General features: G+C 72.9%; 10 protein-coding genes. 8 read left to right on the forward strand and 2 right to left on the reverse strand.

Annotated features, from left to right (window positions below; all coding sequences use genetic code 11):
- Positions 1 to 20 precede the first annotated feature (20 nt).
- The 6 genes from ACIBCM_RS09505 (at position 21) to ACIBCM_RS09530 (ending at position 7,509) form a co-directional block, all read left to right on the forward strand.
- Positions 21 to 989, forward strand: coding sequence for an ABC transporter ATP-binding protein (locus tag ACIBCM_RS09505; RefSeq protein WP_399241407.1), 969 nt, complete (start codon positions 21 to 23; stop codon positions 987 to 989).
- An 86-nt stretch (positions 990 to 1,075) separates the two neighbouring features.
- Positions 1,076 to 2,692: an ABC transporter permease subunit gene (locus ACIBCM_RS09510; protein WP_399241408.1), complete on the forward strand. Its 1,617-nt coding sequence runs from the start codon at positions 1,076 to 1,078 to the stop codon at positions 2,690 to 2,692.
- 107 nt (positions 2,693 to 2,799) lie between these two features.
- Positions 2,800 to 3,567, forward strand: coding sequence for an ABC transporter permease (locus tag ACIBCM_RS09515; RefSeq protein WP_399241409.1), 768 nt, complete (start codon positions 2,800 to 2,802; stop codon positions 3,565 to 3,567).
- A gap of 932 nt (positions 3,568 to 4,499) precedes the next feature.
- Complete coding sequence (locus ACIBCM_RS09520) at positions 4,500 to 5,162, forward strand: nucleoside/nucleotide kinase family protein (RefSeq protein WP_399241410.1); 663 nt, start codon at positions 4,500 to 4,502, stop codon at positions 5,160 to 5,162.
- 80 nt (positions 5,163 to 5,242) lie between these two features.
- Positions 5,243 to 6,214 carry a hypothetical protein gene (locus ACIBCM_RS09525; protein WP_399241411.1) on the forward strand — a complete coding sequence of 324 codons (972 nt, stop codon included), beginning with the start codon at positions 5,243 to 5,245 and terminating at the stop codon, positions 6,212 to 6,214.
- 170 nt (positions 6,215 to 6,384) lie between these two features.
- Positions 6,385 to 7,509, forward strand: a complete 1,125-nt coding sequence (locus tag ACIBCM_RS09530; RefSeq protein WP_399241412.1) for an aminopeptidase P family protein — start codon at positions 6,385 to 6,387, stop codon at positions 7,507 to 7,509.
- A gap of 144 nt (positions 7,510 to 7,653) precedes the next feature.
- Here ACIBCM_RS09530 and ACIBCM_RS09535 read toward each other — a convergent pair whose 3' ends face one another.
- Positions 7,654 to 8,646, reverse strand: coding sequence for an aldo/keto reductase (locus ACIBCM_RS09535; protein WP_399241413.1), 993 nt, complete (start codon positions 8,644 to 8,646; stop codon positions 7,654 to 7,656).
- Between the two features lie 50 nt (positions 8,647 to 8,696).
- Complete coding sequence (treZ, locus tag ACIBCM_RS09540; protein WP_399241414.1) at positions 8,697 to 10,466, reverse strand: malto-oligosyltrehalose trehalohydrolase; 1,770 nt, start codon at positions 10,464 to 10,466, stop codon at positions 8,697 to 8,699.
- Between the two features lie 429 nt (positions 10,467 to 10,895).
- Here treZ and ACIBCM_RS09545 point away from each other — a divergent pair, with 429 nt between their 5' ends.
- Both ACIBCM_RS09545 and ACIBCM_RS09550 read left to right on the forward strand, forming a co-directional pair.
- Positions 10,896 to 11,300 carry a hypothetical protein gene (locus ACIBCM_RS09545; RefSeq protein WP_399241415.1) on the forward strand — a complete coding sequence of 135 codons (405 nt, stop codon included), beginning with the start codon at positions 10,896 to 10,898 and terminating at the stop codon, positions 11,298 to 11,300.
- Between the two features lie 247 nt (positions 11,301 to 11,547).
- Complete coding sequence (locus tag ACIBCM_RS09550) at positions 11,548 to 12,129, forward strand: DUF1707 and FHA domain-containing protein (protein WP_399241416.1); 582 nt, start codon at positions 11,548 to 11,550, stop codon at positions 12,127 to 12,129.
- Positions 12,130 to 12,459: the final 330 nt, after the last annotated feature.

Here is a 12,459-nt window from a genome sequence, read left to right on the forward strand (position 1 = left end):
TGTCCCTAGCCTCACTGCCCATGGAAGTACCCACCGACGCAATCCAGGAAGCCACGGTCGAAGTGCGGGAGCTGCGCAAGCGGTTCGGCTCCGTCACGGCGGTCGACGGGCTGTCCTTCACCGTGCCGCCCGGCCGGGTCACCGGCTTCGTCGGCCCCAACGGCGCGGGCAAGTCCACCGCCATGCGGGTCATCCTCGGCCTCGACACCCCCGACTCCGGTACGGCCCTGATCGGGGGCGTGCCCTACCGTGCCCTGCGGGCGCCCATGACCCGTGTCGGCTCCCTGCTCGACGCGGGCGCGGTCCACCCCGGCCGGCGCGGGCGCGACCACCTCCTGTGGCTCGCCCACTCCCACCGGCTGCCCGCCCGCCGGGTGGACGAGGTGCTGGAACAGGTCGGCCTCACCGGCGCCGGGCGCCGCCGCGCGGGCGGCTACTCGCTCGGCATGCGCCAGCGCCTCGGCATCGCCGCCGCCCTCCTCGGCGACCCCGCCGTACTCCTCCTGGACGAGCCGGTGAACGGACTCGACCCGGAGGGCATCCAGTGGATACGCGGCTTTCTGCGCTCACTGGCCGCCGAGGGACGGGCCGTTCTGGTCTCCAGCCACCTGATGAGCGAACTGGAGGACAGCGCCGACCACGTCGTCGTCATCGGGCGGGGCCGGGTCATCGCCGACACCGGCGTCCGCGAACTGCTCGACGCGGCCTCCGGCGACCGGGTCACCCTGCGTACGGACGCCCGCCCCCAGGCGATGACCGTCCTCGCGGGCGCCGGCGCGACCGTCGCCGCCACCGGCAGGGAGACGCTGACCGTCTCCGGGCTGCCCGCCTCACGGGTCGTGGAGGTCCTCGGCCGTGAGGGGGTGCCGTTCTCCGAGGTCGCCGCGTACCGGGCCACCCTCGAAGAGGCGTACATGGAACTGACCAGGGACTCCGTCGAGTACACGGCACCCGTGCCCGGAACAGACCAGGGGGAGCAGCACCGATGACCACCGGGACACCACCGCCGGGAACACCGCCTCCGTCCGGCTCGCGCGACTCGTCCGGCCCGTCCGGCTTGTCCGACTTGTCCGGCTTGTCCGGGGGGACCCGGCCGGGAACCTCCCTGTCCGCCGGAACCACGCCCGACCCCGGAACCGCGCCCGCCGCTCCCTACCGCTCCGCCCTCGCGGGGGTGGCCCGCGACGGCTTCCTCCAACTCGTACGCGCCGAATGGACCAAGCTGCGTTCGGTGAGCCGCTGGATGCTCACCCTCGCCGCCGCGGGCGTGGTCACCGTCCTGATCTCCGTGCTCTCCGCAGCCGGTTCCGAGACGTTCTTCGGCCGCGGAGAAGGTCCGCCCATCACCGTGGGGCCCCAGGGCAGCGCCGTGGAGGACCGGTTCCAGTTCACGCACCGCACCCTGAAGGGGGACGGCAGCATCGTCGCCCGTGTGTCCCGGCTGCGCGGGAACGCGACGGGCGCTGAATACCCCGAGTGGGCGAAGGCCGGGATCATCGTCAAGGAGTCCTCCGAAGCCGGATCGCCCTACGCGGCGGTCATGCTGACGAAGGACCACGGTGTACGCCTCCAGTCCGGATTCACCCGGGACACCCCCGGCAGCGACACTCCCGGCACCTCGTCACGCTGGCTGAAACTCACCCGCGAGGGGGACACCCTCACCGGTTACGAGTCCGCCGACGGGGCCCGCTGGACGGCCATCGGCTCGGTGCGGCTCGCCGGGCTGCCCGACACCGTCGAGGCCGGACTGTTCGTCGCCTCGCCCAACTCCGTCCGTATCGAGCGCGAATTCGGTTCGCTGTCCCTCGGGGGGACCTCCACCTGGGCCACCGCCGACTTCGACCGCGTCGGCCTGACCGGCACGGTGAGCGGCGACTGGCGCAACACCCAGGTCGGCATGCCGGAATCGGCGGGCGGCAAGGCGGCGGCACCCGGGGGGCCCAAAGCGACGAAGGACGCCGCCGGGACCCGGTGGAACGGCGGCACCGCCACCCTCACCGGCTCCGGCGACATCGCCCCCCTGACCACCACCGGCGATCTCACCTCCCAGGCCCTGAGCGGAAGCCGGATCGGCCTCGTACTGCTGGCGGCCCTGGGCGCGCTGTTCATCACCGCCGAGTACCGCCGCGGGATGATCAGGACGACGGCCACCGTGTCCGCGCGCCGGGGCCGGATGCTGCTGGCCAAGGCGCTCGTCGTCGGCGGGGCGGCCTTCGCCGTCGGCCTGGTCGCGGCCGTGGTCTCCTTCGAGCTGAGCATCCGGACCCTGCGCGACAACGGGCACAGGCCGCCCGTCTACCCCGAGATCACCCTCACCGACGGGCCCGTGCTCCGCGCGGTGATCGGCACCGCAGCGATCCTCGCCCTCACCGCCGTCCTCGCGCTCGCCGTCGGAGCGCTGCTGCGGCACACGGCGGCGGCGGTGGGCGCCGTGATCGTCGTCATCGTCCTGCCGCTGCTGCTCATCGAGGGCCTGCCCGTAGGGGTCGGCCAGTGGCTGCAGCGCTTCACCCCCACCGCCGGATTCGCCCTCCACGACACCCGGATCCGCTACGACCAGGTCACCAGCCTGTGCCTGCCCCAGGACGGGTGCTTCCCCCAGGGGCCGTGGGTGGGGTTCGCCACCCTGGGCGGGTACGCGGTCCTGGTGCTCGCTGTCGCCGTGTGGCGGCTGCGCAGGAGTGACGTATGAGCGAGACCGCGCTCCGGGCCGGGCGCACGCGGAGGACGAGGAGGAGGGGGGTGGGGAGAGCGGGGAGGAGAAGTACCGGGAGGAGGAGTGCCGGGAGGGCGGCGGCCGTGAACGCGCCCCACGCCGAGTGGACCAAGCTGCGCACCCTGCCCAGCACCTGGTGGCTGCTGCTCGCCGCCGTCGTCCTGCCCGCGGCCGTCAGCGCGCTGACGGCGGGTTCGCTGTCCACCGAGCACTGCCGGGCACCGGACGGCTGTCACGAGGACATCGTGAAACAGAGCCTGACCGGGGTGTGGGCGGGCCAGGCGGCCGTCGTCGTGCTCGCCGTGCTCACCATGAGCGGCGAGTACGGCACCGGCACCATCCGTACGAGTCTGACCGCGGTCCCCGGCCGCGCCCGGCTCCTCGCGGCGAAGGCGGGCGTCCTGTCCGCCGTGGTGGCGGCCGCCGCCGCGCCGGCGGTCCTCGGCTCCCTGCTCGCGGGCCGGGCACTGCTGCCCGGCAGCGGTTTCACCCCCTACTCGCTCACGGACGGTTCGACCGTGCGCGCCGGCGTGGGTACGGTGCTGTATCTCGTGCTCGTCGCGCTCTTCAGCCTCGGGGTCGCCACGCTGCTCCGGGACACGGCGGGGTCCGTGACGCTGGTACTGGGCCTGCTGTATGCGTTTCCGCTGTTCAGCGAGGTGGTGACGGATCCCCGGTGGGTGGAACGTCTCCAGCGTGTCGGCCCCGGCTCGGCGGGTCTCGCCATCCAGGCGACGACCGACCTCCACCTCCAGCCCATCGCCCCCTGGTCCGGCCTCGCGGTACTAGCGGGGTACGCGGTGGGTGCGCTGCTCGTGGGCTGGACGAGCTTGAGGCTGCGGGATGCGTGACGGGTGGGGCGGGTGGGGGCCGGACCCGGGAAGAGCACTGCTCTCTGCCGGGAGCGGTGGTCGCAGGGGTGAGCGCTGCTCTCCACTGGGAGCGCCGACCACAAGGGTGAGCGCTGCTCCCGCGGTCACTGCTCATGACTGCGAGCGGCGATCGCAGGCGAGAGCACTGCTCTCTTTCAGGAGCGGTGATCGCAAGGGTGAGCGTCGCTCCCGCTGCCGCCGCTCTCTATCGCGAGCAGCGATCGCCAGGGTGAGCACTGCTCTCCGTAGGGAGCAGCGATCGCAGGCGTGAGCGCTGCTCACACTCGCGGCCCGTGCTCCAACTTGTGCGCGCCGCTCTTATGTTGGTGCGCTGTGCTGGGGCGAGAGCACCGCTCTCGCGATCATCGCTCACTGCCGGGAGCGCCGACCGCAACGGTGAGCACCGCTCTCGTTGGCACCGCTCACCGTCGTGAGCGCCGACCGCAAAGCAGAGCGCCGCTCTCGAAGTAGTGCACCGCTCACAAACGCGAGCGGCAGCCCAATGTGGAAGCGCCGCCCGCACCCCCGGCCACCGTACTCAGGAGGAAGCACCGCTCTCGGTTCCAGTCTCGGTTCCAGAGCGCCGATCTTGTGTGTGAGCACTGCTCACAGGAGCGGGCACAGGTCGTGGGCCGGTCGTGGAGTCGGTCGTGGAGCCTCCACCCTCACCCGTTGGCGGGGCTGGTGAGACCACTGGGGCTGGCAGGTCCACCGGGGCCGGAGGGGCAGGCGAGCCCAGAGGCCCGGCCCGGGGGCCGGCCCGCATGCCGGCCCGGACCCGGGTGCGGGACCGCGCGCCCCGGCTGACACCAGGCCCCCTCACCCTCGCCCCGCACCGCCCGCCCCCGCACCCCCCGCCCCACGTCCCCCACTCCCCGGACCCCACCCGCCCCCGGTGCGAGAATGCGCCTATGTCCGCCCGTCCGACGCCGCCGCAGGCACCGCCGCCCCACCCGCCACCGCCGCCCCGGCTCCTGGCCCGTGCCCGGGAGCTCGCTCAGCCCGGGCGGCGGCGCGTTCTGGGCATCACCGGAGCGCCGGGGGCGGGCAAGTCCACGCTCGCCGGGCAGATCGTCGCCGCGCTGGACGGCCTCGCCGTCCTCGTCCCCATGGACGGCTTCCATCTCGCCCGCAGGGAGCTGGAGCGTCTCGGCCGCTCCCACCGCAAGGGCGCGCCCGACACCTTCGACCCGCACGGTTACGCCGCCCTGCTCACCCGGCTGCGTACGCCCGACGCCGGTACCACCGTGTACGCGCCCGCTTTCGACCGGACCCTGGAGGAACCGGTCGCCGGCAGTATTCCCGTGCCGCCGGAGGTTCCTCTGGTCGTCACCGAGGGAAACTATCTCCTCCATGACACCGGCCCCTGGGCGAGTATCCGCCCGCTCCTCGACGAGATCTGGTTCCTCGAACTCGAACCGGGAGTCCGCGTACGACGCCTTGTGGACCGCCATGTGCGCTTCGGCAAGGAGAGGGCGTACGCCGAGCGCTGGGTGCGCGACTCCGACGAGGCCAACGCGCGCCTGGTCGCCCGCGGCCGGGACCGGGCCGACCTCGTCGTTCCGATGCCGTAGACCGCTGTTTCGCCTGGCGGAACCGCCGGGGTGGGTACGCTCGAAGTCGGGGCAGGGCAAGCGAGTGAAAGGCGGATGACGTGGGGTTGTTCCGGCGAGGGCCGAAGCGCGACGGACGCGATGCACCCCGGGACCCCGAGTTCTCCTACTTCTCGGCCGACGAGGGCGCGCGTTTCCGCGGCCTGGTGCGGGAGGCCTTCGCCGAGCAGGGCCTTGAGGTGACCGTCTACGCGGATGTGGTCTCGGACAGCGCGGGCCGGCAGTTCGGGCTGGCCAACCTCGCGGCGGTCCTCCACAACGACGACCGGGGCCCGCGCGGCTGGCCCGAGCTGGTGCGCCGGCATGTGGGGATGGTGCTGCGCACCATGGACGCACCCTCCGCGCTGGACACCCTGCCGACCGAGCAGATCCGGGCCCAGCTCTACCCCCGGGTCCTCGGCGCGGAGGGCTTCGACCCGGAGAACTTCGGCTATGCGCGTCCCCTCGCGCCCGGACTGTACGAGATCATCGCGCTCGACCTCCCGGAGAGCGTCATGATGCTCACCGACGAGGCGCTGGAGCCCCTCGGCGATCTCCAGTACCTGCGTGACCAGGCCCTCTACAATCTGCGCGGGCTGCCGATCGAGGGCCATGAGAGCGTCAAGGGCGACGACGGGATGCGCTTCGAGGTGATCCTCGGCGACTCCTTCTACACCGCGAGCCGGGTCCTCGCCCTGGAGAGCGTCGTCCGCGAGGCGACGGGGGAGCAGCTCACGCCCGACGGAGCGCTGGTGGCGATGCCGTTCCGGCATCAACTCGCCTTCCACGTCATCCGCGATGTCGGCCTCATTCCCGCGCTCAACGGGATGACCGCGTTCGCGGCCTCCGGTTACGCCGATACGCCCGGTGCGATCAGCCCGTACGTCTACTGGTGGCGCGACGGCACCCTCACCCAGCTCAGCGACCGTGACGAGGACGGGGAGGGGCTGCGGATCGTGGTCGGGGAGGAGTTCCAGGACCTGCTGGAACGCCTGGTCACCGAGGACCGGCGCCGCAGGTCCGACGACGACTGAGACCGGTCCGGCGACGACTGTGACAGGCCCCGGGACAGGCCGCCGACGGCCGGTCCCGGGGGACGGATACCGGGGCGCCCGAGAGGCCGGGGCGCCCGGAGAGACCGAGGCGCCCGAAAGGCCGGGGCGGTGGGGTCGCGCCGGTCCCGGGGCGCGGGCAGGATGGGCGCATGGCCAGACCACCCGTGCCCTTCACCGCCGAGGACTACCGCGCCCGGATGAGCCGCGCCGCCCGGGCGGCCGACGAGGCCGGGCTCGCGGGCGTGCTGGTCGCGCCCGGACCCGACCTGGTTCATCTCACCGGGTACCACCCGCCCGCCGCCACCGAACGCCTCACGCTGCTCGTGCTCGTGGCCGGGCAGGACCCGGTCCTGGTCGTGCCGACCCTGGAGGCACCGGACGCCCAGAAGGCGGTCGGCGCCCCGGTGATGACCCTGCGCGACTGGACCGACGGCGTGGATCCGTACGCCCTCACCGCACCGCTGCTCGGCGCCTCCGGACGGTTCGCGGTCAGCGACAACACCTGGGCCATGCATCTGCTGGGCCTCCAGAGGGCACTGCCGTCGTCGTCGTACGTCGCGCTGTCGGACGCGCTGCCGATGCTGCGCGCGGTGAAGGACCGGCACGAGCTGGAGCGGCTGGCCGCGGCGGGGGCCGCCGCGGACGCGACGTACGAGGAGATCGTGAAACTCCGGTTCGCCGGGCGGAAGGAGACGGAGGTCGCCCGTGATCTCGACTCCCTGCTCCGGCGGTTCGGCCATGCGCAGGTGGACTTCACGGTCGTCGGCTCCGGCCCCAACGGAGCGAACCCGCACCACGAGGCCGGTGAGAGGACCATCGGGCACGGCGACATGGTCGTTCTGGACTTCGGCGGGTTGATGGAGGGGTACGGCTCCGACACCACCCGTACGGTCCACGTCGGCGAACCCGCCCCCGCCGAGCAGCACATCCACGATGTCGTACGGGAGGCCCAGGAGGCCGGGGTCGCCTCGGTGCGGCCCGGTGTCGCCTGCCAGGAGGTCGACCGGGCCGCCCGCGCGATCATCGAGGAGGCCGGGTACGGCGATCTGTTCATCCACCGCACGGGCCACGGCATCGGCGTCACGACCCATGAACCGCCGTACATGATCGAGGGCGAGGAACAGCCGCTCGTACCGGGGATGTGCTTCTCGGTCGAGCCGGGAATCTATCTGCCGGGCCGGTTCGGCGTCCGGATCGAGGACATCGTGACGGTGACGGAGGACGGCGGCCGCCGGTTGAACAACACCCGCCGTGAGATGGCGATCGTGGAGTAGCCCGGCCCCGCCCTCACCGGGCCTGCGCACGGGCGGGCCCCGGATCCCGCGCGGTCGGGCGATCCGCGGCCCGACAGCCCCCGGGTCCCGGCGGCGGGCCGCCCGCCCCTCCGCGCCCCGCCTCCCCAGCGGCCCTCTCTCCCGCTACCCGCTCAGTCTGCTCAGCATCTCGTACGGATACGGCAGCGGCTTCTCGCTCGCCTCCGCCAGCCGCGCCGACTGATCCGCCGTCAGCTCCCAGCCCAGCACGCCGAGATTGTCCATGAGCTGCTCATGGGTGCGCGGGCCGATGATGGGCGCGGTGACCCCCGGCTTTTCCCGGACCCACCGGAGCGCCACCTGGGACGGGGTCCGCCCGGTCTCCCCGGCCACCTCCAGCACCGCGTCCATGACCCGCCAGGTCTCCTCGGTGGCCTTGGCCCGCCAGCCCTCCTCACCGGACCGCTCCTGCCAGTACGCCTCGCGCGAGCCGGCCGGCACGGACTCCATCCCGCGGTGGTACTTGCCGGTCAGCCAGCCGCCCGCGAGCGGGCCCCACGGGATGACGCCGACGCCCCGCTCCTCGCAGAGCGGCAGCAGCTCCCACTCAGTCTCCCGGCACAGCAGGTTGTAGCGCGGCTGGAGGCAGACGTAGGGCTCCCACCCCCGGTACTCCGCCAGGTCGAGGGCGCGCTGGAGCTGTGACGCCGTCACGTTGCTCGCGCCGATATGGCGGACCTTGCCCGAGGTCACCAGGGTGTCGAGAGTCGCCAGGGTCTCCTCCAGAGGGGTCCCGGAGTCCCAGATGTGTGTCTGGTAGAGATCGATGTAGTCGGTGCCGAGCCGCCGCAGGCTCGCCTCCACCGCCGCCAGGATGTGCTTGCGGCCGAGCCCGCCGTCGTTGGGCGCGTCCCCCATCCGCCCCCATACCTTCGTCGCGATGACGAGGTCGTCCCGGCGCCGGTTCTTGAGCCAGCGCCCGAGGATCTCCTCCGACTCGCCCTGCCCGTACATGTCGGCGGTGTCGATGAACGAGCCGCCCGCCTCGGTGAAGCCGTCGAGAACACGGTGTCCGGACTCGTCGTCGGCGAACGCCATGGTGCCCAGGCACAGTTCGCTGACCTTCAGTCCCGTCCGGCCGAGATTCGTGGTTTCCATGAGAGACGACCCTAGAACCTCCCCAGGACCTGGTGCGCTCCCAGCGGGCATCACTCGTCCGCCAGCACCACGCACGACTCCGGCCCCAGCCACAGAACCCCGTCCGGCCCGGGCGGCTGGGGCGGCTCGACAGGGGCCCACGCGGCCAGCACCCGTGCACTCCTGCCGCCCGCGCCCCCGCCGAGCGGAATACCGGCGGCCGTCCCGGACAGATTGACCGCGATCCGCAGATCACCGCGCCGGACGGCGAGCCAGCGGGCCTCCTCGTCGTACGCGACCTTCACGGTGGCCAGATCGGGGTCGGTCAGATCGGGCTGCGTACGGCGCAGGGCGATCAGCTCCCGGTGCCAGGCGAGCAGCCGGGCGTGGGGCTCACGGGTCCGTTCCGAGCGGTCGAGCCGGGAGCGTTCGAAGGTGGCGGGGTCCTGCGGATCGGGGATCTCGGCCGCCGCCCAGCCGTGGGACGCGAACTCCCGCCGCCGCCCCAGGCTCACGGCCTCCGCGAGATCCGGGTCCGTGTGGTCGGTGAAGTACTGCCAGGGCGTACGGGCCCCCCACTCCTCGCCCATGAACAGCATCGGCGTGAACGGCCCGGTCAGCACGAGCGCCGCCGCACAGGCCAGCGATCCGGGGGAGAGGGTCGCCGAGAGCCGGTCGCCGAGGGCGCGGTTGCCGATCTGGTCATGGGTCTGGGCGTAGCCGAGGAATCGGTGGGAGGGCGTCGCCACCGGATCCACGCGCCGGCCGTGGGTGCGGCCCCGGAACGACGAGTAGGTGCCGTCGTGGAAGAAGCCCCGGGTGAGCGTCCGGGCGAGCGCGGCGAGCGGGGCGGCGGCGAAATCGGCGTAGTAGCCCTGTGACTCACCGGTCAGGGCGGTGTGCAGGGCATGGTGGAAGTCGTCGTTCCACTGGGCGGCGAGTCCGAGACCGCCCGCCTCCCGGGGGGTGGTCGTCGCCGGATCGTTCCGGTCGGACTCGGCGATCAGGAACAGCGGCCGGGCGAGATCGGCGGACAGGGCGTCCACGGCGGCCGACAGCTCCTCCAGGAACGTCAGCGCACGGGTGTCGGCGAGCGCGTGGACCGCGTCCAGCCGCAGCCCGTCGAGCCGGTAGTCCCGCAGCCAGGCCAGCGCGCTGCCCCGCAGAAACGCGCGCACCTCGTCCGAGCCGGGCGCGTCCAGGTTGACCGCCGAGCCCCAGGGCGTGTGATGGGTGTCGGTGAAGTACGGGCCGAAGGCGGGCAGATGGTTCCCCGAGGGGCCCAGGTGGTTGTGGACCACGTCCAGCACCACCCCCAGGCCGTGCCCGTGCGCGGTGTCGACGAAGCGCTTCAGGGCAGGGGGCCCGCCGTAGGGTTCATGCACTGCCCACGGGGACACTCCGTCATACCCCCAGCCGCGCGTACCGGGGAAGGGGCAGAGCGGCATCAGCTCCACATGGGTGACACCGAGCGCGGCCAGTTCCCCGAGCCGCCCGGCCGCCGCGTCGAGGGTGCCCTCCGGGGTGTACGTCCCGATGTGCAACTCGTACAGGACGGCGTCCCGCAGCCCGCGCCCCGGCCAGTCGTGCCGCCACACATGGGTGTCGGGCAGGACGACGGCGCTGGGGCCGTCCGGCCCGTCGGGCTGGCGGCGGGAGCGCGGATCGGGCCGCACCGGGCCGCCGTCCAGCGAGAAGCCGTACCGGGTACCTTCGGACGCGCCGGCCTCCGTGCTCCACCAGCCCGGACGGCCCTCGGCCCGCTCCATGGGCCGCTGGGCGCCCTCCAGCCACAGCGCGACCCGCTCCTCGGCCTGCGGCGCCCACACCTCGAACAGCACTGGCGGTCCCCTTGTCGTCGACGGCCCCGGTCCGGGGTTCCCATCCTGGCAAGGGCGGGGCGCGGCGGACATATCGTTACGCCCATTGAGGTCATGGCCCGCGCCCGGCGCCGGGAGGCGCACTGCGCCCCCGTTCGCCGTCCTCGCCGTCCGGTATCACCTCCGCCTCCCGTGGGGGCGGCTTCACCGCCGGCCGCCCGGTGGAGTTCCGTCCGCAGCGGTCCGGTACCGCGTGTCCGGCGGTCACGACCGGCGGCGATGCGGCTGATGGTCCGTCATCCGGAGTGCGGGGGAGCATATGACGTCCTCCGGGGCAGTGAGGGACACCCGGTCCGCCACCGCTGTGGGCGCACGCGGTGATAGTTGCAGCCGCCCGCGAGATTCGGTCAGGATCGCCGACGGCAATCATCGTGCTACCAGGGGGTTTTCATGCGCAAGCCGGGCCGTATCGCGACCGTCGCCGTGGCCGCGGGCGCTCTGTTCGCTCTGAACCAGGGCAGTGCCCTGGCCATCGAGGCGGGCTGCTGGACGAATGACGGTGATCCGGGTGGGAAATCCTGCCGCATCTACCATCAGGGCCCCGGGAACATCAGGGTCGACATGGTCAGGTTCATGTCGTACGGCGAACAACTGACCCTCTCCGACTACGCGGCGAACGGCGAGGGTGTGATGGCGATCGTCAACGGCGAGAAGTACTACTGGAGCGGAGGCGCCGGGACCGGCACCACGTTCAACCTGAGCTTCGCCGAGGGCACCAGGGTCACCCTGACCTCCTGCCAGACCCGCTCCGACCGGGATCCGTACGACTGCCACACCGAGCAGGCCGTCGCCTGATCCCCCGTTCCGATCCGCCCGGCGGCCCTCGCGCGGGCCTGCGGGCGGATCGGAGGGGTCCATGGCGGGGGACCCGGGGAAAGCCGCCCGCGGGGATCCGATCCGCCCGGCGGAGGCGCACATGTCATGGGCCCGGTAGCGCGCCTGTGGCGGAACCGTCGCTTCCGTGCAGGTCAGAAGCCGTCCGCCGGATACGGATGCCCCGGTTTTCTGGACACTCCGGGGCGGCCGGACCGACAATCGGTCTGTGACGTCGCCTTCCGAGTTCCACACTTATCCCGTTTCCGCGCGGCCCTCGGACGCCGAGCGGGACCGTGCCGTCAGTGTGCTCAGGGAGGGCGCGGCCCAGGGCAGGCTGTCGCACGACACCTTTCTGCGCCGGATGGAACTGGCCCTGGCCGCCCGCAATCCGGCGGAACTCGAAGCCCTCACCGCCGATCTGCGCACCGACGAAGGGGTTTCCCGGCGTGTGGTCCGCGCGGTGGGCGGGGTGTCCGCCTTCTTCGAACGGCTCCGCAGGGCCTGGGCCGCCGAGAAGCTGCCGCCGCTGCTGCTGCCCGAACCCGGACCGTACCCGCTGCGGATAGGCCGCGACCCCGCCAACGGACTGCGGCTCAGCCATGAGAGCGTCTCCCGGCTGCACGCCGAACTGAGCCTCCACAACAACGTCTGGATCCTGCGCGACCTCGGATCCACCAACGGGACCACCGTCAACGGCCGGCGCGTGACCGGTGCCGTGCCCGTGCGGGACGGGGACATGGTGGCCTTCGGCCGGATCGGCTTCCGGCTCACCGCGCGTGACCCGGCGGGCCCGGCGATGCCGGGGTAAGGCGGCGCCGGGCCGGGCGTCGGCGGGCGCCGCCTGCGGCAGCCGTCGGCAGACACCGGCCCCGGACCCTGTACCCCGGGCACGGCTCCCCGGCCCGCGTTCCCCGGAGCACGCTCCGGGACCGTGTGCCCGGAGTACGGCTCTCCGGCCCCGGCCCCCGCCGGTACCGGCCCGTCACCGCGCGGACGCCGGAGGCATCCGGGCCCCGACGCAGGCCGCGCGGCCGACGGATCGACGCGACCCCGCCCCCGGCCCGCGTGGACCCGGCCCTGCCCCGAGACCCGCGCGGCCCCGCCCGCGACGCAACGCCGACGACCCGCCCGACGGCGC

The sequence above is a fragment of the Streptomyces sp. NPDC051018 genome (assembly GCF_044456085.1).
In the GTDB taxonomy this organism is placed as follows: Bacteria; Actinomycetota; Actinomycetes; order Streptomycetales; family Streptomycetaceae; genus Streptomyces.

Excerpts from the sequence above, each read along its gene's own strand:
- ACIBCM_RS09535 (WP_399241413.1), bottom strand. The coding sequence starts at position 8,646 with ATGGAAACCACGAATCTCGGCCGGACGGGACTGAAGGTCAGCGAACTG.
- ACIBCM_RS09530 (WP_399241412.1), top strand. The coding sequence starts at position 6,385 with ATGGCCAGACCACCCGTGCCCTTCACCGCCGAGGACTACCGCGCCCGG.
- ACIBCM_RS09505 (WP_399241407.1), top strand. The coding sequence starts at position 21 with ATGGAAGTACCCACCGACGCAATCCAGGAAGCCACGGTCGAAGTGCGG.
- ACIBCM_RS09520 (WP_399241410.1), top strand. The coding sequence starts at position 4,500 with ATGTCCGCCCGTCCGACGCCGCCGCAGGCACCGCCGCCCCACCCGCCA.
- ACIBCM_RS09545 (WP_399241415.1), top strand. The coding sequence starts at position 10,896 with ATGCGCAAGCCGGGCCGTATCGCGACCGTCGCCGTGGCCGCGGGCGCT.